We start from the raw sequence: 20,650 nt of genomic DNA, 5'->3' as shown, positions 1-20,650 counted from the left end.
CCACCGGCGCCCCTCGGTGCTTCAGTGCACCTCGGTGCTTCAGTGCACCTCGGTCATCCAGTGCCGCTCGGTCGTCCAGCCGAGGAAGCGCCGGGCGTCGGGCGCGTGCGCGGACCTGCCGTCCGGCGTGAAGGAGAATCCGGTGTCGGTGAGGGCTGGACGCAGCCCCGCGCGGGCCGGGGCCAGCCGGGCGGCGACATGGTCCGGGTGGCGTGCCGCCTCCTCGTCCGTCCAGGCCAGGAAGGCGCGCTGGGCGTCGGGCGGGCAGAGGGAGACGTAGAAGAGCATCTGGCGCCACGCGTACGCCGCGTCCTTGACCGTGGCGAGCGGACGCGGATTGCCCTGTACCCGGGCCGCCAGCCGGCACACGGTACGGAAAGCGCGCCGGGCCAGATCCTCCCAACCGGGGCCGGGCGCGATGCCGACACGGTGGACCAGGGTGGCCAGATTGTGCGTGGTGAGGATCTGCTCCTGCTCGATCACCTTGCCGTTGGCCGCGACCGACCAGTCGTCACGGCCGACCCCGGCCCGCGTCGCGCACAGTTCGGCGAAGCCCGGTGATGTCGCGATGCGGCGGGTGCGGGACAGATCGCGGCTCGTCTCGACGATCGCCAGGTTGCGGACGGCCGCGTAGTCGATGCCGTAGTAGCGCTCGTACGGCGTGCCGGTGAGGAGTTCGGCCGCGACGCGGGCCGCCTTGAGGAACTTGGGTGTGAACGTACCCATGAAGATGTCGGCGGCCAGCTCCTCGACGAAAGGTGCTCCCAGCTCCGCCTGCGCGGCGAGGACGGAGAGTTCCCGGACGAGCGGGTTGGGCAGGAGAGTGCCGGGAAACGCGGTCACCGCCAACTCACCCACCTGACGCAGCACTTCGTGCGCTGTCCCCTCGACCGCCCCGGTGTCCCGCAGCGGGGCCAGCACCCGTGTCCAGGGCAGCTCTTCGACGCGTATCTGACGTTCCAGGTTGAGCAGGAGCAGGGAGCGGCGGGCGCGGAAGGCCCGGTAGTTGGCCGCGACCAGGGTGCGCAGCGCGTCGTCGGGGTAGGCCTCGGCGGTCGTGGCGGCGACCAGTTGCGGGACGAGTCCGGCGAGGACCTCGGCGGAGGGCACCACGCCTCGCTCGACGAGCACGTCGACGCTCGCGCTCAGTGCCGTCTCCACCGGGCGGCGCAGGACGGGCGGGACGGGCGCGCCCGCGGGCAGCCCGGTCGCCCGGCTCTCCTCGCCGGTGACGGGAGCGGTCAGCGGCGCGATGTCGGCTGTACCCGCCTCCTGAGGCAGGGGTGCGAGGCGGCGCAGCAGGAGCTGGGCGAACGCGTGGTGCGAGGGGAGCGCCGCCTGGGCCGCCTGGTCGTCGCGCAGGGCGCGGAGCCGGTCCGAGCCGGGCAGGCCGCGGCGGCGCACCATGGAGGTGACAGCGTGCCGCAGCAGGCCGAGCCGGCGCGCGTCGAGGGCCCGTCCTGCGACGGTCTCCTCCAGGGCGCCGCGCAGGATGCCGAGGTTTCCCTTGGGGTTGCGGTGCTTGGTGCAGAGGGTGTGCTCCTCCGCCAACACGTCATACCGGGCGAGCAGTTGCGCGGCGCGTCGCTGCCATGCCGGGTCCGGTTCGATGCCGAGGACCCGGCCGTCCGCCCCGGCCGTCTCCAGCCAGAGGGCGAGCAGTGCGTCGCCGAAGGGCTGCCATACGGTGAGCGCCTCGCGCTGGGTCTCTATCGCCTGGTTGGGGCGACGCCGGGCGAGGGTGTGCGCGGCGTCGCCCACGGTGCGGCGGTGGACGGCGCGGGCGTCGGGGGCCGGGGTGGCCGACGGCCGGGGCAGGAAGCGCAGCCGGTCGGCGTACGGCCGTACGGCACCGACGAGTTCGACAGCCGCGTCCACCTCGCCCGCGCGCACGAGCCACGCCACTGTCAGCAGGACGGCCTCCTCGGGGACGGCCACCTCGTAGCGGCCGGAGTCGAGCAGCGCGCCGAGGCGGGCGAGCCCCGGTTCGGTGAGGCTGTACGCGAAGAGGGCGCCCCGTTCGGCGGGGACACCGGCGGCACGGGCCGCCTCGGTCTCGTACGGCAGCAGGTCGCCGCCGCCGCTCGCGGCACCGGTGGCGAAGCCGCCCCGGACCACCTTCGGGGTGGCCCAGGCGGGCAGCCCGCGCACGGGTGTGCGCGAGCCGATGCGGAGGGTGCCCGCGGCCATCCCGGAGAGCACGGCGCGCCAGTCCCGCACACGCCCTTCGGCACGGTCCCTGGCGGCGCCGTCCTCGTGGGTCAGCGCGGTGACGAAGGCTTTGGCCAGTTGGGCACGTGCGTACCCCGTGGAGACGGAGACGGGCTCGTCCGGTACCCGGTCAGGGTGCTGCTGCTCAGCGTCATCTTTCATAAGCCGACGTGGCAGGTGCCGCCCCTGCGCCCTCCGGGTCCCGAGCCCGGTGCTCTGCTGCTGAGCTACACGCCGTCGAACCGGGATCGTAGGCGAGGGTGTCGACGCCGCTCAACGGAGTTTCGGCGCCCACGCGGACCCGGCACACACTTCGGCGATGGCGTGCGTGTCCCAGTAGAACGGGCGCACCTCGGCGATCCGCCCGTCCCGAACGGTGATCGTCTGCAGGAGCGGGAAGCGGATGTCGCGGCCGGTCGCCCGGGCCCGTGCGCCGACCTCGGTGAGCACCACCGCAGTCGGGCCGGTCGCGAGAAACTCCTGGCCCACCATGTCGAACCTCTCCCAGACCTCCGCCATCGCGCGGAAGAAGTCCTCCATCCCCTCCCGCCCGCGCCATGTGCCCGCGTAGGGCAGTGCGTCGGCCTGGTGGAGCACGACGTCCGGTGCGAAGAAGGGGGCGAGCGTCTCGAACGACGCTTCGCCCGGCCCGCCGGCTGCCAGGTAGGCGGACTCGGCCGCGTACATGCCGGTGAGGACTGTTCGTGAGTCCGTGGTCCCGGTCTGCGCAGTGCCGACGTGCCGGGCGGACGTGTCTGTCGTGTCAGGAGGCTGCATGCGGTGAGTCTGAACGGCACGGCCGTGCCTCGCTGGCCGGAATCGGACATCGTCCTGCGGCGGTGGGGCCGGGGCGGATTCCGTGGGGGATCCGCCCCGGCCCCTCCGGGGACGTGTCCTCGGGACCGCTAGGGGACGGGGGCCGGGGCCGTGGCCCGCCACGCCCCGTCGTCGTCCTGGTCCGCCAGGCCGTGGGTGGCCAGGGTCTGGAGGTGGCGGGTGACGGTGCGCGGGGTGAAGCCGACCGCCTCGCTCACCTCTTCCACCGTCCGGGCGCGCCCGGGCGCCGCCTCCCGCAGCCATGCCCAGGTGGTGTGGGTGGTCCGGTTGAGCTTGGCGACCACCTCGGCGTCGGCCCGGCCCCGCTCACCGTCGTGCTGTGCCTCGGTGGCGGGGGCCGGGACGGCCGGGGCCTGTCTGCGCTCGCCGTCCGCGGGAGAGGCCAGGTCCGGGCGGGACCGGTCCGCCGGGCGGGCGGAACCCACCGGGCGGGGCGTCCGGTTGACCGTCCGGTGCCTGCGGCCCTTCTTCTTGCTCTTCTTGCTGCTCCTCTTGGCCTGCTTGCTCGTACGCGTCAATGCGTCGCCTTTCTCTTCATCGAACAGGTGTCAGACACACAGACCAACGAGACAGGGGTGCGAGGGGCACGCCGTGAACGGAGGGACAGGCGCTCAGCGTTTGAGCGCGAACGTGAAGTCGGCGGACAGTCTGCGCTCCAGGCGGATCGCGGAGACGAGGCGGCCCTCGCCGATCAGCCGTCCGATCTCGGCGCGCGGGAGGCCGCAGCCCTCGGCGATCAGGCGCATCGGCCGGACGGGTATGCGCGCCGCGAAGCGGACGGTGACGTCGAGGGGCGCATGCCCTTCACCGGCCGGGCGGTGACCCGGCCCGCCGGTGTCGAGGCGCCAGGCCCCGTCCCAGTCGAGGGCGATGCGGTTGCGGTGCCGGACGGCCGGGTCCTGCAGCAACTCCGCTGCCAGATGCGGGTCGTTGCCGTGCAGGCGGTCGAGGAGCGCGGGCCGTACGGAGCGCACGGGCATCCGCTCGAGGACCGTCAGCTTGGCCGTTTCGCCGCACCCGGCGCAGCGGACGAGGAGCCAGGCGTCGATGCGTTTGTGGTGGGCGTTCACACGGAACGTGCCGTCCGCCCGGAAGCGTGTGGACACGGGTGTCAACACCGACGCACACGTGTGGCAGCGACGGAGGACGACGGGCAGGCAGGTGGGTGTGACCCACCAGGTCGTGAGCACAGAGGTACACCGTTCTCGGTGAGAGGAGACCGCAGCGGAAAGCGGCGCGACGCGCAGGCGCGGCGCGCGACCGATCAGCGTTCGGGGCGTCTCACGAGGTGTACAACGGCACGTCCTTGTCCGGCGGGAGTGGTCCGGCAGCACGGTAGCCAGACGTCAGTGGCGCGCTCCACTGTTTTTCGGGCGCCCGGCCCCGGCCCGCTCCCGTGGGCGTACGACACGGTTCGCGGCGGTCTTCTGCATCAGGCCGTACGCCAGGACCGGCATGAGCAGATGGGGCTTGTCGGGCAGGGCGGTGGTGAGCAGGACCGCGCTCGCGCTGCTGTTGTTCATGCCGCAGGCCAGGGTGAGGGAGGAGGCCACGGGTGCGTCCAGGCGCAGGGCGCGGGCGGCGAGGCGGCCGAGGGCGAAGGAGAAGGCGCAGACCAGCGCGGCCACGGCGACCGCGGCGAGGAGCAGCAGAGGGCGCGGCCGGGCGAGGAACGAGCCGAGCGCGCCGCTGGCGTTCACGTAGGTCAGCAGCAGTGAGCCGACGAGGGCGGCGGGGACGACGGCGCCGGAGAGCCGGTCGGTGCGGCGCGACGGCAGCAGCAGCCGGCACAGGAGGCCCGCCGCGCACGGCAGCACCACCGCGCCGAGCGTGGCCCCGCCGTGCAGGCGCGCACCGGCCGCGGCGAGGGTGTGCGCGTAGCCGCCCGCGAGGAGCGGGGCCAGGGCCGCCACGGTCAGCGGGACGGTGAGCGGGCTGAGCAGAGTGGACGCCAGGACCAGGGCGACCATGGTCGGCTGGTCGCCCTCTCCCTTGCCGGTCCAGACGGTGGCCCCCGCCGCGACGGGCATCGCGACGACGAGGATCATCGCGGTCACCAGTCCGCTGCCGCCGTCGGCGTCCGGCGACCGGCGCAGCACGAGCACCACGAGCGGGATGATCAGCAGCGGGGCGCCCAGGTGCAGGCCGATCCCGGTGAGCAGGATGCCGGGCCGTCGCGACAGCCGCCCCAACGTCCGTACATGCACCTGGAGTCCGGCCGAGAACAGCACCAGCGCGAGCAGCCAGGCGCTGCTGCGGACCGGCACCGCGCACCCCGCGGCCAGGGGCAGCACATGGGGGCGGCGCAGCCATTCGCCCGGCCCCGGCACGAGCAGCGCGGCGAGGTAGGCGGCGGTGACGGCCCACCCCAGGTGCCGGCGCAGGAGGTGGACGGCGCGTCCGCCGGGCGGGTTCACGGTGACGCCGCGAGGAGCAGCGGCCGCAACCGCGTGGCGGCGAGGCCCCGGGCCAGGGACGGGCGGCGTCGCAGCACGGTGGTTCCGGCGAGGGCGGTCAGGGCGCCGACCGCGGCCCCCGCGAGGACGTCGTGCGGGTAGTGCGCGCCGACCCACACCCGGGAGACGGCCATCGCTGCGGCGGCGAGCACGGCGAGGGCGCCGAGGCGGCGCGAGACGCACCACAGGGCCACCGCGGCCGCCGCCGCGATCGCGGCGTGGTTGCTGGGGAAGGACCAGTCCCCCGGCGCCGGGCACGCCTCCAGGGTGGCCAGGTGGAGGGTGCGGCAGGGGCGGTTCTCGCGCACCGCGGACTTCAGCGCGAGGTCCACCCCGGACGCGGCGACGACGAGGACCGGCGCGGCGAGCGCGAGCAGCGCGGCCTCGGCGCCGGTGCGGCGCGCCCGCCACCAGCCCCAAGCCATGAGCGCGGCGAAGAGCAGCAGCCCGTACGCGGACCAGTCGGCGACCGCCGTGTCCAGCCAGCCGGGCGCGCGCCCGGCGAGCCGCACCACGTCCGCGTAGGCAGGTCCGTCGACGTAGGGGGAACGGATGTCCGGCGCCGCGGCGGCGAGCTGCGACGATAGGTGATGTATGGCTGTGGTCATCGCCGTGGGCCCTCGCATCGTGGTCGTCCGTTCCTCGTGTGCGTCCGTGACCGGTCGGGTCCGTGACACCCCGCGGCAACCGACTACAATGCTGTAGACGGTCTACATGACTGTAGACGATAACGGGGTGAGGAACGTTCCCATGACCACTTCCGGTGACGAACGCCGCCCTTCGGGCGAGCTGGAGGCGGCCGTCATGGCCGCGCTGTGGGCCGCCGAAGGACCACGCACCCCGGGCCAGGTGCAGGCGGGTCTCGCCCGCGACCTGGCGCGGACCACGGTGACGACGATCCTCACGCGCCTGTACGAGAAGGGCGTCGTCGGCCGCGACCGCCAGGGCCGCGGCTACGCGTACTTCCCCGTGCAGGACGCGCCCGGCCTGACCGCGCGCCGTATGCACTCCGAGCTCGACCGGGACGAGGACCGCCGGTCGGTCCTGGCCCGCTTCGTCGACCAGCTCTCCCCCGACGACGAGCAGGTGCTGCGCCGGCTCCTGGAGGGCGACGGCTCGTGACGCCCCTGGCGCTCCTCGCGGCGCCGCTGCTGCTGCCGTTCGCGGCGGGACCGCTGGCCCGCCGCGCCGTACGGCGCCTCGCCCCGGTCCCGGCCGTGTACGTCCTCACCGTCAGCTCACTGGCGCTCGCCGGGGCGTCGGTGACCGCCCTCGGCACTCTCGTGCTCGCCGGTCTGCTCACCCTGCCCGGCCTCGCCTCGCTCGCCGAACTCGTGCACCCCCTGAGCACACCGTCCGGCCTGCTCACCCTCCCCCTCGCGGCGGCGGCCACCGGAGCGCTCACCGTCAGCGCCTGGACCCTGACCCGCTGGGCGGTGCGCCAACTGCGCGCCTTCCGTACGGCGACCCGCCAGGCCGACCACCGGCCCGCCGCAGGCGACCTCTGCGTCATCGAGTCGCCGCACGCGGACGCCTACGCGCTGCCCGGCAGGCCGCACCGGGTCGTCGTGACCACCGCGATGCTGCGCAGCCTCGACGCCGCCGAGCGCGACGCCCTCCTCGCCCATGAACGCGCCCACAACCAGGGCGGCCACCACTACGTCCTGGCCGCCGCCGAGTTCGCCGCGCACTGCCATCCCGCCCTGCGCACGACCCGTACCGCCCTGCGGCTCGCCGTCGAACGCGCCGCCGACGAGGCCGCCGCCCGCGCCACCGGTGACCGGCGCCTGACCGCGCGGGCCATCGCCCGCGCCGCGCTCGCGGGCCGGGCCGGGCGGTCCACGCGGCCGGACTTCGCCCCGGCGGCCGCCACGGGACCCGTCCCGCACCGGGTCGCCGCGCTTCTCTCCCCCGCCGCCCCCGCCGCCCGCCCCCGCGCGGCGGCCTGGCTCGCCGCGTCCCTCGCCGCCTGCGCGCTCCTGTCCGTCACGACCGGCGCCGACGGCGCCCTCGCCTTCCACCACGCGGTGGAGGTCGCCCAGGGCGAGACGGGCCGCTGAGCCGCCCACCGGAGTGGCCCCGCCGCGCCGGGGCACTCGTACGCGGACGGCTTCACAGGGAAGCCGAAGGGAGGCGGGCGCTGTGGAGATCTCCGGAATCCTCACCGCGATCGTGATCGGCATCGTGATCGGGCTGCTGGGCCGCCTCGTGCTGCCGGGCCGTCAGCGCATCGGAATCCTCTGGACGATCGCGGTCGGCATCATCGCCGCGCTCGTCGGCACGGCTCTCGCCGGGGCCTTCGGGGTCGCGGACACGGCCGGCATCGACTGGATCGAACTGGCCATCCAGATCGGTCTCGCCGCCGTCGGCGTGGCGGGCGTCGAACAGCTCAAGGGCCGCCGCTGAGCACGGCCCTCACCCCTCTTCCAGAGTCACCAGCGGGAAACCCCGGAACACCTCACCCCGGTCCACCACCCTTGTGGTGAGCCGGGGTTCGGTCATGGCGGAGCGGAAATGCGCGAGGACCTCGTCCCAGCGCGGGTCGTCGCGGCCGACCGGGCGGGGCGTCCCGGCGCGGTCGATCAGGCAGGGCACCAGAGCGCAGCGGCCGACGCCGCCCCCGTCGTCGATCTCGACAAGTGCTACGGCGGTGATGCGCGAGGACGGATGGAAGGGGTAGGCCGGGCTGCTGTCCGGCCGTGGATAGAAGCCGTACGGGCCGAACGCCGCCTCCAGGTCGGCCGGGGTCGCACGGTCCAGGTCCACGCCGCGCGCCCGGAGTTCGGCCGGGAAGCGCGGCATGTCGAACACGAGGTGGCCCAGGCCGTAGAGGACGGGCGTCCCGCCGATGAACTCGGCGCCGCGCCACAGGTGGTGATGGTGGCCGAGGACGAGATCGGCGCCCGCGCCCGCGAGGAGTTCGGCGCAGAACCGCTCGTGTTCGGTGATCACCCAGGGCCGTGTGTGGTCGCCCCAGTGCACGCTGACCACGACGATCCCGGCCCTGGCCCGCGCCTCCGTGACGGCCTTCTCGACCGCCGCCCAGTCCCGCTCGTCCAGGATCGACACGACCTTGGCGGGCACACCGGGGCAGACGTGGCCGGGCAGCGGCGCGGTGTAGCAGTCCTCGGCGCGCAGCGGCGCGACGCCCGGCGTGGCGGGCCCGGCGTGCGCCCCGACGGGCAGGACGGACGCGCAGGCCACCACCGCCACCTCGGCACCGCCCACCGGAACCACGGCGGGGCGCAGCGCCTCCGCGAGGTTCCCGCCCGCGCCGGCCGTGGCGACCCCCAGGTCCGCGAGGGCCGCCATCGTGTCCGTGAGTCCCCCGTGGCCGGCGTCCATGGCGTGGTTGTTGGCCAGCGACAGCACGTCGAAGGCGGCCAGCGGCGCGGAGTGGGCCGTCGCCACCACGGTCGACGCGGTCATGCCGGGCGCCACCGGGTGCGTGTCGGTCAGGACGCCCTCGAAGTTGCCGAGGACCAGGTCGGCTCCGTCCAGGACCGGCCGCACCGCGTCGAGCGCCCGCTCCGGGTGGTCCCGCTCGACCAGGACGTCCCCGACCGCCGCGACGATCCTCGTGCTCATACCCGTACGAGTGCGTCGGCGATGGCGCTCCACAGGGTGTGCCGGGCCGCGAGGGCGCGGCGTACGGTGACCGCGCACTCGGCCCACTTGTCATGGTCGTCGGCGCAGAGGTCGATGAGCATCTGCATCGCCATCGGGGTGTGCTGCTCGCCGTCGAGGTCGATGTGGCGGACCAGGTAGTCCTTGAAGGTGGCGAGTCGCGGCTGCGCGTCCTCGATGCGCAGGACGCGTTCGAACATCTCCGGGATCAGGTCCTCGCGGCCGAAGGCGAAGGCGGCGGCCTGGGCGTGGACCGGCGCGGACTCGATGATGTCCCAGGTTCCGGCGACGAAGTCGGCGGCGGCCTGCGGCGCCTCGGCGAGCTTGAGGGCTTCGGCGACCGGGGTCCCGGTCCTGAGCTGTTCGATGAAGGAGTGGATGGGCGCGCTGTCCGCGCCCGCCTCGGCCATGGCGCGGAGGTAGAGCTCGAAGTGGCTGAGGTGGCCGTCGCCCAGTTCGTCGCTCTCCTCGGTCAGGACGATGTCGTTGATGAGGCGGCGGCTGGTCGTCGGGCCCTGCGGCACCCACGGCACCTCCACGCAGGTCAGCTCGTGCTGCAGGCTCTTCAGGAGGGACATGAAGTCCCAGACCGCGAAGACGTGGTGCTGGAGGAAGACGCGGATGCGGTCGAGGCGGTCGAGCCGGCCGTACATCCGGTGGTTCACGATCAGCAGGCGGTCGGGCTCGATGGCTTGTTGCAGGCCGGTGAGGCCGGGGTGGGTGCGGTTCCAGTGGTAGCGGTCGGACATCATGCCGTGCTCCGGTCGGGTAGGTGGGGAAGCGTCGGAAGGGCCGTGCCGCCGTCCGGGCGGCCGGGGTCGGTGAGCGCGTCGAGACGCGAGCGGATCTCGGCGAAGGCGGAGCGCCAGCTCGTCGGGGCGTCGATGCGCTGCCCCAGGCGGGCGAGCTGGACGCGGGGCGGCTCGGTGCCGCCCGCCCGCAGGAACGCCGCGAAGTCGGCGCCGAACGACGCCGGGGCGATCCGCCGCCGGGCGTGCAGGCCGACCGCCGCCAGCCACGCGAACGTGTACGCGTAGTTGTAGAACCGGCCCTGGAACAGGTGCGGGATCCGCATCCAGCCCAGGCGGTGCAGGGCGCCGGGGGCGAGGGCGGTGCCGTAGGTGGCCTGGTGAGCGGTCTCCCAGAGGTCGCCGAGCGCGGCGGCGTCCAGGACCCTGCCCTGACCGCGCAGGTCGTACGTCGCCTGCTCGAAGGAGGTGACGAGCGCCTGCCGGAAGACCGTGGTCACGCAGCGGTCGAGCCACAGTTCGGCCGCCGCCGCCGCGCGGCGCGGGTCCGCGTCGGCCCTCAGCCGGTCGAGGACGGCCAGCTCCGCGAAGCAGGCCGGGACTTCGCTGAGCGCGGTCGGCGCGTCGTAGACGAGCGCGGGCTGTTCCCGCGCCGCGAGGACGAAGGCGACGGCGTGGCCGAGCTCATGAGCCAGGTCGAGCACGTCGGCGGGCCGCCCCTCGTAGCTGACGAGGACGAAGCAGGTCCGTTCGGACGGGACCGGCAGGGAGAACGCGCGGGACAGCCGGCCGGGGCGGGCGACGGTGTCGATCCGCCCCTCCGCCACGATGCGCCGGGCGACGCGGGCCAGCTCCGGGGAGACCTGCGCGAAGGCCGCGCAGATGATCTCGACGGCCTCCGTCAGCTCGATGCGGTCCCCGGCCCCCGTGGTGAGCGGCGCCCGCTCGTCCCAGGGCGCGAGGACCCGTACGCCGAGACGGTGCGCCTTGTGCCTGAACCAGCGTTCGGCGAGGGGGCGCCCGCGTTCGGTCTCGGCCAGCATGTCGTCGACGGTGGCCGGGTCGAGCTGGTTGTCGAGGTCGCTCAGCGCGCGGGGGCGGCTCAGTCCGCGCAGCCGGTCCGTGGTGAGCCGGTCGGCGACCAGGGTGTCGTAGGCGAGGGCGAGCGTGGCGGCGTGCGGCGCGAGCCCCTCGGCCAGCGTGTCGTACGCGGTGCGGCGCACCGCCGGGTCGGGGTGCGCGATCCCGTACAGGGCCTCGTCGTACGGGGCGAGCAGCCGGTCGTGCAGGAGCCCCCACGCCTGCGCGACCGGTTCGCGGGCCGCGAGGAGTCCCTCGTCCCGCTCGGGCAGGCGCACGGCCGACGCCTCCCGCGCGGTGCGCAGCAGGTGGCGGTAGGTGGCGAGGCCCGGCTCGCCGAGCAGACGCTCGGCGCGGGCCTCGGGGAGCGCCTGCCACTCGGTGTCGAAGAAGCGCAGGGCCTCGTCGACGGTGTCCGTCACCAGGTCCGCCTCCAGGGCGAGCTGGGCGCCCTTCTCGCCGTACACGTCCAGGGCCTGGTGGAGCGTCGCGTACGACACCAGGTGGAGCAGGCCCGCCCGTGTCTCGCCGAGGTCGCGCAGGAGGCGGGCCAGTTCGCGCGGGGTGAGGGAGGCGACGCGGCCGCGCCAGCGTTCGGCGCAGCCACGCGCGCGTGCCGCGACGGCCGCACCTTCCGGGGGCGGCGCCAGGGACGACAGATCCCATCGCACGGCCCGCTCACCTCTCCGGCCGGGTGGCGCGCAGCGTGAACAGCAGGGGCAGTTCGCCCTCGACGTGCGCGGGGAGCCAGTACCTGCCGTCCTCGCGCCGCTCCAGGTAGGGCAGGACGGCGAACTGCGCGGAGGGGAACTCGTGCAGGAACTCCAGGCGCAGGCCGGCGTCGAGCACGCTCGTCACGATCGCTCCGAGCGAGTGGGCCCAGGTGTAGCCGGACTCGGTGACGTCGTCGGCGGAGTCGGTGTAGGTGCCGTGCAGTTCGTGCGCGATGGGCTCGGCGCGGTGGAAGTACGGGTAGCGCAGGACGGGTTCGCGGGCGTCGTCGTCGAAGTCCAGGGTGTGCAGCACCGGGTGGTACTCGGTGACGTACAGGACACCGCCCGGCGCGAGGAGGCGGGCGGCCGAGCGGGCCCACCGGGCGATGTCCGGCAGCCAGACGACGGAGCCGCACGACACGTAGACGATGTCGAAGGAACCGTCGAGCGAGTCGGGGAGTTCGTCGATCCGCGCGCAGGTGAAGTGCGCCCGCAGGTCCGCCTCCTGGGCGAGTTTCCTGGCCTGTCCGACGGCGGCCGGTGAGAAGTCGACGCCGGTCACGCGGGCGCCGCGCCGCGCCCAGCTGAGGGTGTCGAGGCCGAAGTGGCACTGGAGGTGGATCAGGGAGCGTCCCGTGACGTCCCCCAGTTCGTCGGGTTCGAAGGGCTGCAGGGTGGAGCGGCCGCGCAGGAAGCCCTGGACGTCGTAGTGGCCGCTGGTCACGTGGAAGCCGGTCCAGGTGTCCCACAGGTCGCGGTTGCGGTCGACGCAGCGGCCCGGGTCCTCGGGCGCGCGCGTCCGTACGCGGGGTGTACGCATCGTTTTCGTCCCCCGTCGATGGGTCAGGCCGCGGCGGACGCGGGCAGGTGGGAGCAGACCGGGCAGTCGGGGCGGCGGCTCCAGCGCTCGGACTCGCGCGGTACCGCGTCGTCGAAGAACGCTTCCATCAGGCGCCCTTGCGAGGTGGAGGGGGCGATGCCGGTGGAGAGCCGGACGACCTCGGCCAGGACGTGTGCGGTGTAGAGGGTGACGAGCGCGCCGAACGCCGACATGTCCTCGGGGAACCGCGGCTCGGAGCTGTGGCTCTCGGCCCACTCGGCCTTCGTGGCGTACAGGTCGGCGAGGACGGGGTCGCGCTCGGCGACGTCCGCCTTCCAGCACTCCACGCAGCCGGTGACGCCCGGGATCATCGTGTAGTAGGCGATGCGGCGGCTGTCCACTCCCCCGGTGATCAGCGTCGCGCCCGCCGTGACACACGCGTGGTTGATCCAGTTGACGACCTGCATCTTCGGCATGTCGACGGCCGACAGGACGAGGTCGCGGCCCTCGACCACGGCCAGCGCCTCCTCGGCGCAGCCGATGTAGGTGGAGCGGGTGTCGAGCTTGAGCAGCGGGTCGTAGGCGAGGATGCGCTCGGCGGCGACCTCGATCTTCGCGCGGCCGATGTCCTCCTCGCGGTAGAGGATCTGCCGGTTGAGGTTGGACAGTTCGACGGTGTCGAAGTCGACGACCCGGATGTCGCGGACGCCGAGGCCGACCAGGTCGTACAGCAGGTGACTGCCGACGCCGCCGAGCCCGAGGAGGACGACGCGGTAGTCGCGCATCCGGCGCTGCAGCTCGTACTTGCTGGTCTCCAGGGTGGCGTAGTTCTCCAGGAAGCCGAGGTTGCGCTTCCAGCGCTCCAGGTGGTGGGCGTCGAGGCCGGGTTCGGCGGCGCCGTCCTCCAGGAGCCCGGCGGCGGCGAGGTCCCGTACGGCCTGCTCCACCTCGTGCCCGGTGCCGCCCGCTCCCTCGGCGCGCAGGGCTTCGGCCACCTCGGGGACGGTCCTGGTGCCGTCGAGCAGGTGGACGAACGTGGCCACGGCCCCGTTCGGATCGGCTATCTCGATGTTCTTGCCGGGCAGCTGGATGTGGATCTGGCCGGCCACGCGGTAGACCGGCAGGGTCGGCTTGATGCGTGGCTTGGTGCGGTGCTGGTGCTGGGTCATCGGTGCGTCCCCCGTAAGCGGATGGTGTGGGGTGGCTGAGAGGGGCGGGCGTGCGGCCGCGGCCGCACGCCCGCGACGTTCATCAGGTGGCGACGGCGCGGCCGGCGATGCTCGTCTTGCGGGTCTTGAGGACGATCGACATGCTGTTCACCTCCCCGGCGAAGTAGTTCCGACAGGTTCCACAGTGCGGAACACCGGCGGCGCCGGGTATTGGCACATACCCCAGGTTTTTGCCGCCGTCAGATCCCGGCGGCGGCGCGCACGACGGCGCTCGCGAGCGCGGCGCGCGAGGGGACGCGGAGCTTGGCGAAGGCGTGCGAGAGGTGCATCTGCACGGTCTTCTCGGTGACCTTCAGCCGGTGCGCGATCTGCCGGTTCGTCAGCCCCTCGCTCACGAGGACGGCCACCTCGCCCTCGCGCCGGGTGAGCTGCTCCACGGCACGCCCGCTCGCGGCAGGCCGTGCTGCCCGCCCGAGCACGCGGCGCCGTTCGGTGGCGGCCGTACGGGCGAGAGCGCGGGCCCCACAGCGCGCGAACACCCGCTGCACGGCGACGAGTTCGGCGGCGGCGCGCCGGGCGTCCCCGCCTGCCGCGAGCGCGGTGGCGGCGAGCAGCCGGGCCCGGTGGGCGTCGACGGTCTGCCCGGCCGCGCCGAGCCCTTCGTACGCGGCCACGGCGGTGCCGTAGGCGGTTTCGGGGTGCTCGGCGGCGAGCAGGTGGGCGCGGGCGAGCAGGGCGAGTCCGGTGCGGCCCGGCAGGTCGAGGGGGCGGGCCGCCTCCATGGCCCGGTCCGCCCAGTACGCGGCCACGTCGGCGCGTCCGGCGTCGAGCGCGGCCCGGGTGAGCAGCTCGCACCAGTCGACCCGCGACCACGGGTCGGCGTCGGTGAGACCGGGGCCGCCCGCGTCGCGCACCGCGGCGAGACAGGCGGCCGCGTCCCGTGTGGCGAGCCGCGCCTCCGCGACGGCGTGCACGACCGACGCGCCGAACCAGCCGTCCGCGCCCGGCGCCCGCCGGTCCAGCGCCTCGTCCCCGGCGCGCAGCGCGGCGTCGTGGTCGCCGGTGGCGACGGCGATGCGGCAGAGCAGGGCGAGCGCGCCGGACCGCGCCTCCTGCGCACCGCACCGCACGGCGAGGTCGAGCGCCTCGGTGGCGGCGGCCTCCGCCTCGTCGAGCCGCCCCGAGAGCTGGGCGGCGAAGGCGCGGGCCGTCAGCAGATGCGTCAGGGCGAAGTCCCGCACCGAGCCGCGGGCCAGGGCCACCGCGCGGTCGAGGTGGCCGAGCGCCTCACGCTGCCGCCCGAGCAGCGCCTCGCTCCAGCCGAGCCAGACGGGGGCGTCGAGCTGGCGCACCAGTTGGCCGTCGAGGAGTCCGTCGACGTGGGCGGCGGCGGACGCGCCGTGCTCGCGCGCCGTGGCGGTGTCCCCGGTCAGGACGCCGGTCAGGGAGAGCAGCGCGTGCGAGGCCGCCGCGCGCGGGCGGTCGCCGGACCGCTCGGCGTCCGCCAGGGAGCGGGCGGCGCGGGTGGCGCAGTCGGCGGCCCGGCCGTCCGCCAACTCGGTGCGCGCGAGGGCGAATTCGAGGATTCCGGCCGCTTCGCCGTCCCGTGCGGCGGCTCCCCGCAGGGCGCCCGCGAGCAGCGAGCGCGATTCGGCGCGCCGTCCGAGGGACCGCTCGGCGAACGCGCACGCGGCGACCGCCTCGGCATGGCGGCCCGCCGGTTCGCGCGGCAGCTCCTCAAGGACGCTGTGCAGCAGGTCCCGGCTCTCCCCGAGCCGCCCGACGGCCCCGAGCAGGTGCGCGAGGCGCAGCCGCAGACGTGTCCGCAGCTCCGCGGCGTCCGCGGGGAGCAGCCGCAGCGCGGTCCGCAGCCAGCGGACCGCGCAGTCGGGTTCCGCCAGGCGGACTTGGCGCGCGGCGTCCGCCAGCACGCGTACGGCCTCCAGGTCGCCCGCCCGGCCCGCGTACTCCATGTGGCGGGCACGGTCCGGCAGCTCCGCGCGGTCGCGGGTGAGCGCCGCGGCGACGGTGGTGTGCACGGCGACGCGCCAGCCGGGCCGGGTGGAGCGGAGGATGACGTCGCGCAGCAGCGGGTGGCGGAAGGCGAAGGTGCGGGGCGCCCCGGCCGGGCGGACCAGGTCCTCCGCGACGAGTTCGTCGAGGGCTGCGAGTACGGGCAGCGCGTCGGCGCCGATCGCCTCCGCGACCAGTTCGCAGGTGAAGCGGGTGCCGATGACGGAGGCGGCGCGCGCGACCTGCCGGGCCGTCGCGGAGACCCGTGCGAGGTCCCGGGCGACCTCGGCCTCGAAGGAGGCGCTCAGGTCACCGCCGCGCGCCCCGGCACCGGCCAGGAGCTGGAGGTAGAGCGGGTTGCCGTCGGCCGCGCGGCACAGGGCCCGCCAGTCGCCGGCGGCGGGGCCGGTCAGGTGCTCGGCCTCCGCGCGGTCGAGGTCCGTGAGAGGTCCGAGGGGGATGCGTTCGACGTCGAGTCCGCCGCTCAGCGCGGTGCCGAGGAGGGCGCAGAGCGGGGGCGGCGCCTGTCGCCCGCGGTAGGCGAGGGCGAACAGGACGGGGGCCCTGGGCGGGCGCCGGAACAGGGCGTCGAGCGTCGCGACGCAGTCCGCGCCGGCCCGTTCGAGCCCGTCGAGCAGGACCACGAGGCCGCCGGCCGGGGTGATCGATTCGAGCCGCTCCCTGACCTGCGCCGCCTCCGCGTCCGCGGCCACGTGGAACGCCCGTGCCGGGGTGGCCGCCGCGTGGTCCGGGGACCGGCCCGTCCGCACCGGGCAGCCCCCGGCCGCCGCCATCCGCCCGAGCTCGGCGAGCAGCCGCGTCTTGCCGATGCCCGGCTCGCCCGTGATCTCCACCGCCTGGCCCGCCCCGGCCCCGAGCCGGGCCACCGCGCGCGCGAGCACCCGCCGCTCCGCCGCGCGGCCGACCAGGGGCTCCGTTGTCTGCGCCACTTCCGTCCTCCCCGTCTGGACGTACCGCGGGCGCCTCGCCGACTGCGGGGGCGCCCGCGCCGATATCGGGGGTACGGGTGCGGGGCGGCCCGCGTTCAGCGCGGGGCGCGCGCCTCAGCGGGCCAAAGCGGGGGTTCCGGTTCCGTGGGGTTGCGTAGGAGGCGGAAGTGCCTCTCAGCGCTGCAGCGTCACGTCCTGCTGCGCCACGGCGTGGAAGTGCGGCAGCGGGATCAGTCCGTGCATGCGCATCTCCATCACGGTGGCCTCGATGTGCGCGACGCCCGGCTGGATCTTGTCCGTGTCGGCGAGCGTACGGGCCTTGCCGCTGTTCTTCCACGTGTGCTCGGCGCCGTCGCACATGGCCGTGGATCCGCCGATGCCGTAGCGCGTGTTGCCGCTGCCCTGCTTGACGGAGGAGGACACGAAGGTCACGGAGCGGCTGTTGACGCAGCGGTAGGTGCCGGAGAGGGTCACGGTGCCGTCCTCGGCGATCTTTCCGACCGGGTCGACCTTGACGTACTCGGACGGTTCGGCGGCCGTCGCCGCCGGGGCGGCCAGCAGGAGCGAGACGCCGATGGTCGTGCCCAGGACAGGGCGGAGCCGAGACGACATGGAACATCCTCCTAGATTTCGGGAACCTCCATTCATATCGGTCACCCGGCCCTCGGCACGTGTTCGTCATCCCTTCGGCGGCGAGTCCTCGGCGCGGCTGACGCGTCGGTGGCGCGAGCGCCGGAGTGACGCGCCGGGCACGGACCGGCCGAGCGCCGAGGTGGATGGTCCCTCGCCGCCCGGCCGGTGGCATGCCGCCGCTGAGCGGCTAGCTCGCTGAGCGGTGGGCCGCGATCAGCTGCTGGTACCAGCGGTAGCTGTCCTTCGGGGTGCGCTCCTGCGTGGTGTAGTCGACGCGGACGATGCCGAACCGCTTGGCGTAGCCGAGCGCCCACTCGAAGTTGTCCAGGAGCGACCAGACGTAGTAGCCGCGGACGTCCACGCCCTTGTCCATGGCCGTGCGCAGCGCCGCGAGGTGGTCGTGGAGGTAGGTGACGCGGTCGGAGTCGTGGACCGCGCCGTCCTCGGCGACCACGTCGTGCTCCGCCGAGCCGTTCTCCGTGATGTGGACGGGCGGCAGGGCGTCCCCGTACGCGGCCTTGAGGTCGGTCAGCAGGTCCGTGAAGGACGAGGGGACGACCGGCCAGTTCATCGCCGTGCGCCGGACGTCCGGGTAGCCCACCTCCGCGTACCGGTTGTCGGTGGCGACGCGGGCGGCCGGGTCCGGCTCGCGGTGCGGGGCGTCGGTGACCACGATGGGGCGGTAGTAGTTGATGCCGAGGAAGTCGAGCGGCTGGCCGATGAGTTCGAGGTCGCCGTCGCGGCGGAACTCCTGCCCGGTGATCAGCTCGCCCCAGGTGTCCTCCTCGGAGGCCGGGTAGCGGCCCGCGAGGAGCGGCTCGGTCCAGACGAGGTTGTGCTGGGTGTCGGCGCGGAGCACGGCGGCGCGGTCGGCGGCCGAGTCGGTCGCGGGGACGTTGCGGTCGAGGTTGAGCGTGATGCCCGCCTCGCGCACCCCGGCCGCGCGCAGCGCCCGCATCGCCAGGCCGTGGCCGACGAGCAGGTGGTGCGCGGCGGCGAGCGCGCCCGTGCCCTCCTGCGCGCCGGGCGCGTGGCGGCCCACCGAGTAGCCGAGGAACGCGCTGCACCACGGCTCGTTCAGGGTGATCCAGCGCGGCACGCGGTCGCCGAGGTGCTCGGCGACGATGCCCGCGTACTCGCCGAACCGCTCGGCGGTCTCGCGCACCCGCCAGCCGCCCTTGTCTTCGAGCGCCTGCGGCAAATCCCAGTGGTAGAGGGTGGCGGCCGGTTCGATGCCCGCCTCAAGCAGCTCGTCCACGAGGCGGGAGTAGAAGTCGAGGCCCTTCCGGTTCGCGGGTCCCTCTCCCGTGGGCTGGATGCGCGGCCAGGCTATGGAGAAGCGGTACGAGTCCACGCCGAGGTCGCGCAGGAGCGCCACGTCCTCGGGGTAGCGGTGGTAGTGGTCGCAGGCCACGTCACCGGTGTCGCCGCCGTCCGTGCGGCCGGGCGTGTGGCTGTAGGTGTCCCAGATGGAGGGGCCGCGGCCGTCCTCGGTGACGGCGCCCTCGATCTGGTACGAGGCGGTGGCCGCCCCGAACACGAAGCCTTCGGGAAACACGGGCAGGTCGTTCATGGAGGAGCCTTACTTGACGGATCCGCCGGTGATGCCGGCGGCGATGTACTTCTGGGCGAGGACGAGCAGCACGGCCGCGGGGATCGCGGACAGGACGGACGCGGCCATGACCGAGCCCCAGTCGCCGACGTGGGCGCCGATGTACTGGTAGATGCCGAGCGTGACGGGCTTGACGTCGTCGGTGGTGTTGAGCGTGAGCGCGAACATGAAGTCGCTCCACGCGTACAGGAAGGAGAACAGGCCCGCGGTGATCAGCGAGTTGCGGCTCATCGGCAGCACGACCCGGACGAACGTGCGCAGCTTGCCCGCGCCGTCGACCTCGGCCGCCTCGATGACCTCCTTGGGGATGGCCACCATGAACGAGCGCATCAGGACGATGGCGAAGGGGATGCCGAGCGAGGCGTCGGCGAGCATCAGGCCGAAGTAGGAGTTGACCAAACCCAGATCGACGTACGCGCTGTAGAGGGCGTTGGCGATGACGATGCCCGGCACCATCTGCGTGATGAGCGTGCCGAAGACGATGGCGCGCCCCGCGCGCAGCCGGAACTGGGCGAGCCCGTACGCGGCGGGCGCGGCGATCGCCAGGCAGATGACGACGGCGCCGAGCGCGACGGCGAGCGAGGTGAGCAGATGGCCGCCCTGCTCGCTGATGGCGGAGGTGAAGCCGGAGAGGTCGAGGGAGTGCGGGACGGGGTCCACTTCGAGCAGCCCGGACTCGGGCTGGAGCGCGGTGTTGATCATCCAGTACAGCGGGAAGAGCATCACGCCGAGGATGACGACACCGGCGACGGTGGCGCCCCAGCGGCGCTTCGGCTTGGTCGTGACAGATGTGTCCGTCGTGACAGATGCGGTCGCCATGCCGGTCACTTCCCCTCGGTGCGGTTGGCCCGCAGGTAGAACACCGCGAAGACGGCGGAGATCAGGATGAGCACGTTGCCGACGACGGCGCCCGCGCCGAAGTCGAGCTGGACGAAGGAGTTCTGGTAGGTGAGCGTGCCGAGGGTCTGCGTGGAGTCGGCGGGCCCGCCGTCGGTCAGGGCCAGGATCAGGTCGAGGATCTTCACCGTCGACATGAAGCCGAGCACGAGGACGACCGTGATCACCGGCTTGAGGAGCGGCAGCGTGATGGAGCGGAAGGTGCGCCAGGCGGAGGCGCCGTCCAGGGACGCGGCCTCGTACAGCTCCTTGGGGATCTCCTGGAGTCCGCCGTAGAGGATGACCATGTTGAACGGGATGCCGATCCAGATGTTCACCATGATCACGGAGAACAGGGCCATGCTGGGGCTGGTCAGCCACGGGGTGGAGCCGCCGAGGCCGAGGGTGTCGAGGAAGGAGTTGAGGACGCCGGTGTCCTGGTCGAGGATGCGGCGCCAGACGATGCCCGAGACGACCATGGGGACGAGCCAGGGCAGCAGGATCAGCGAGCGGAGCAGGCCGTTGAGCGGGAACCGCTTGGTGAAGAAGACGGCGAGCGCGAGGCCGATGCCGAACTGGCCGATCAGCGAGCCGATCGTGAAGACGATGGTGTGCCACAGCGCCTTGCCGAAGAGGTCGTCGTGGAAGACCTTGCTCCAGTTGTCGGTGCCGTTGAAGGGGGACTTGCCGTCGAAGAACGTGGACGGCGAGAAGTCCTGGAAGCTCATCACGACGTTGCGGACGAGCGGGTAGCCGAAGAACAGCAGCATGAAGACGACGGCGGGGACGATGAAGCCCCACTGCGACAGCTTGCGGCGGCGCCGCGTGTCGCGCGGCTTGGCGGGCGCGGCCTCGGCCGGGCGGGCGACGGGCGCCGTGGTGGTGGTCGACATGATCGGTTGCG

20 protein-coding genes and 1 tRNA gene are annotated in these 20,650 nt (G+C 73.8%); 3 read left to right on the top strand and 18 right to left on the bottom strand.

Features of this window, described 5'->3' with window-relative positions:
• Positions 1 to 39 precede the first annotated feature (39 nt).
• The 7 genes from N5I75_RS03725 to N5I75_RS03695 form a co-directional block, all read right to left on the bottom strand.
• On the bottom strand, positions 40 to 2,373 hold the full coding sequence (locus N5I75_RS03725; protein ID WP_476674232.1) for a hypothetical protein: 2,334 nt from the start codon (positions 2,371 to 2,373) through the stop codon (positions 40 to 42).
• Between the two features lie 3 nt (positions 2,374 to 2,376).
• Positions 2,377 to 2,448: transfer RNA gene (locus tag N5I75_RS03720), tRNA-Pro, on the bottom strand.
• Between the two features lie 36 nt (positions 2,449 to 2,484).
• The gene (locus N5I75_RS03715) at positions 2,485 to 2,988 is read right to left on the bottom strand and encodes a nuclear transport factor 2 family protein (RefSeq protein WP_476674230.1); all 504 of its coding nucleotides are present in this window, start codon (positions 2,986 to 2,988) and stop codon (positions 2,485 to 2,487) included.
• A 128-nt stretch (positions 2,989 to 3,116) separates the two neighbouring features.
• On the bottom strand, positions 3,117 to 3,566 hold the full coding sequence (locus N5I75_RS03710; RefSeq protein ID WP_476674228.1) for a helix-turn-helix domain-containing protein: 450 nt from the start codon (positions 3,564 to 3,566) through the stop codon (positions 3,117 to 3,119).
• Between the two features lie 93 nt (positions 3,567 to 3,659).
• A complete protein-coding gene (locus tag N5I75_RS03705) occupies positions 3,660 to 4,238 on the bottom strand; it encodes a DUF1062 domain-containing protein (RefSeq protein ID WP_476674226.1) in 579 nt (192 codons plus the stop codon).
• Positions 4,239 to 4,394: 156 nt separating this feature from the next.
• Entirely contained in the window at positions 4,395 to 5,465 is a 1,071-nt protein-coding gene (locus N5I75_RS03700; protein WP_476674224.1) for a bile acid:sodium symporter family protein, read from the bottom strand.
• Positions 5,462 to 6,112 carry a phosphatase PAP2 family protein gene (locus N5I75_RS03695; protein WP_476674222.1) on the bottom strand — a complete coding sequence of 217 codons (651 nt, stop codon included), beginning with the start codon at positions 6,110 to 6,112 and terminating at the stop codon, positions 5,462 to 5,464. Before N5I75_RS03695 ends, N5I75_RS03700 begins: the two co-directional genes overlap by 4 nt.
• A 142-nt stretch (positions 6,113 to 6,254) precedes the next feature.
• On the opposite strand from N5I75_RS03695, the gene N5I75_RS03690 reads away from it, so the two are divergent.
• The 3 genes from N5I75_RS03690 to N5I75_RS03680 all read left to right on the top strand — a co-directional run bounded on the left by N5I75_RS03690 (position 6,255) and on the right by N5I75_RS03680 (position 7,910).
• On the top strand, positions 6,255 to 6,626 hold the full coding sequence (locus tag N5I75_RS03690; protein ID WP_476674220.1) for a BlaI/MecI/CopY family transcriptional regulator: 372 nt from the start codon (positions 6,255 to 6,257) through the stop codon (positions 6,624 to 6,626).
• Positions 6,623 to 7,564, top strand: coding sequence for a M48 family metalloprotease (locus tag N5I75_RS03685; protein ID WP_476674218.1), 942 nt, complete (start codon positions 6,623 to 6,625; stop codon positions 7,562 to 7,564). Before N5I75_RS03690 ends, N5I75_RS03685 begins: the two co-directional genes overlap by 4 nt.
• Before the next feature lie 82 nt (positions 7,565 to 7,646).
• Positions 7,647 to 7,910 carry a GlsB/YeaQ/YmgE family stress response membrane protein gene (locus tag N5I75_RS03680; RefSeq protein ID WP_476674216.1) on the top strand — a complete coding sequence of 88 codons (264 nt, stop codon included), beginning with the start codon at positions 7,647 to 7,649 and terminating at the stop codon, positions 7,908 to 7,910.
• A 9-nt stretch (positions 7,911 to 7,919) separates the two neighbouring features.
• On the opposite strand, the gene N5I75_RS03675 is transcribed toward N5I75_RS03680, so the two are convergent.
• The 11 genes from N5I75_RS03675 to N5I75_RS03625 form a co-directional block, all read right to left on the bottom strand.
• Positions 7,920 to 9,092, bottom strand: a complete 1,173-nt coding sequence (locus N5I75_RS03675) for a CapA family protein (protein ID WP_476674214.1) — start codon at positions 9,090 to 9,092, stop codon at positions 7,920 to 7,922.
• A complete protein-coding gene (locus tag N5I75_RS03670) occupies positions 9,089 to 9,883 on the bottom strand; it encodes a DUF3050 domain-containing protein (protein WP_476674212.1) in 795 nt (264 codons plus the stop codon). The genes N5I75_RS03675 and N5I75_RS03670 overlap by 4 nt, the downstream gene beginning before the upstream one ends.
• Positions 9,880 to 11,631: a M3 family oligoendopeptidase gene (locus tag N5I75_RS03665; RefSeq protein WP_476674210.1), complete on the bottom strand. Its 1,752-nt coding sequence runs from the start codon at positions 11,629 to 11,631 to the stop codon at positions 9,880 to 9,882. The genes N5I75_RS03670 and N5I75_RS03665 overlap by 4 nt, the downstream gene beginning before the upstream one ends.
• Positions 11,632 to 11,638: 7 nt before the next feature.
• Positions 11,639 to 12,493 carry a class I SAM-dependent methyltransferase gene (locus tag N5I75_RS03660; RefSeq protein ID WP_476674208.1) on the bottom strand — a complete coding sequence of 285 codons (855 nt, stop codon included), beginning with the start codon at positions 12,491 to 12,493 and terminating at the stop codon, positions 11,639 to 11,641.
• Positions 12,494 to 12,516: 23 nt separating this feature from the next.
• Positions 12,517 to 13,662, bottom strand: coding sequence for a HesA/MoeB/ThiF family protein (locus tag N5I75_RS03655; protein ID WP_476674206.1), 1,146 nt, complete (start codon positions 13,660 to 13,662; stop codon positions 12,517 to 12,519).
• A gap of 82 nt (positions 13,663 to 13,744) precedes the next feature.
• Positions 13,745 to 13,879 (bottom strand): hypothetical protein, encoded by a 135-nt coding sequence (locus tag N5I75_RS03650; RefSeq protein WP_476674204.1) that lies wholly within the window; start codon positions 13,877 to 13,879, stop codon positions 13,745 to 13,747.
• Positions 13,880 to 13,901: 22 nt separating this feature from the next.
• Positions 13,902 to 16,625, bottom strand: coding sequence for an ATP-binding protein (locus tag N5I75_RS03645; RefSeq protein WP_476674202.1), 2,724 nt, complete (start codon positions 16,623 to 16,625; stop codon positions 13,902 to 13,904).
• A gap of 174 nt (positions 16,626 to 16,799) precedes the next feature.
• A complete protein-coding gene (locus N5I75_RS03640) occupies positions 16,800 to 17,237 on the bottom strand; it encodes a DUF6299 family protein (RefSeq protein WP_476674200.1) in 438 nt (145 codons plus the stop codon).
• Positions 17,238 to 17,445: 208 nt separating this feature from the next.
• A complete protein-coding gene (locus N5I75_RS03635) occupies positions 17,446 to 18,831 on the bottom strand; it encodes a GH1 family beta-glucosidase (protein WP_476674198.1) in 1,386 nt (461 codons plus the stop codon).
• Between the two features lie 9 nt (positions 18,832 to 18,840).
• On the bottom strand, positions 18,841 to 19,689 hold the full coding sequence (locus N5I75_RS03630) for a carbohydrate ABC transporter permease (RefSeq protein ID WP_476674196.1): 849 nt from the start codon (positions 19,687 to 19,689) through the stop codon (positions 18,841 to 18,843).
• Positions 19,690 to 19,694: 5 nt separating this feature from the next.
• Positions 19,695 to 20,639 carry a carbohydrate ABC transporter permease gene (locus tag N5I75_RS03625; protein ID WP_476674194.1) on the bottom strand — a complete coding sequence of 315 codons (945 nt, stop codon included), beginning with the start codon at positions 20,637 to 20,639 and terminating at the stop codon, positions 19,695 to 19,697.
• Between the last annotated feature and the right edge of the window lie 11 nt (positions 20,640 to 20,650).

This window comes from Streptomyces sp. R818 (assembly GCF_056172735.1).
Note: the sequence above shows the minus strand (reverse complement) of the source record. Positions and strands in the feature narration are given on the sequence as shown.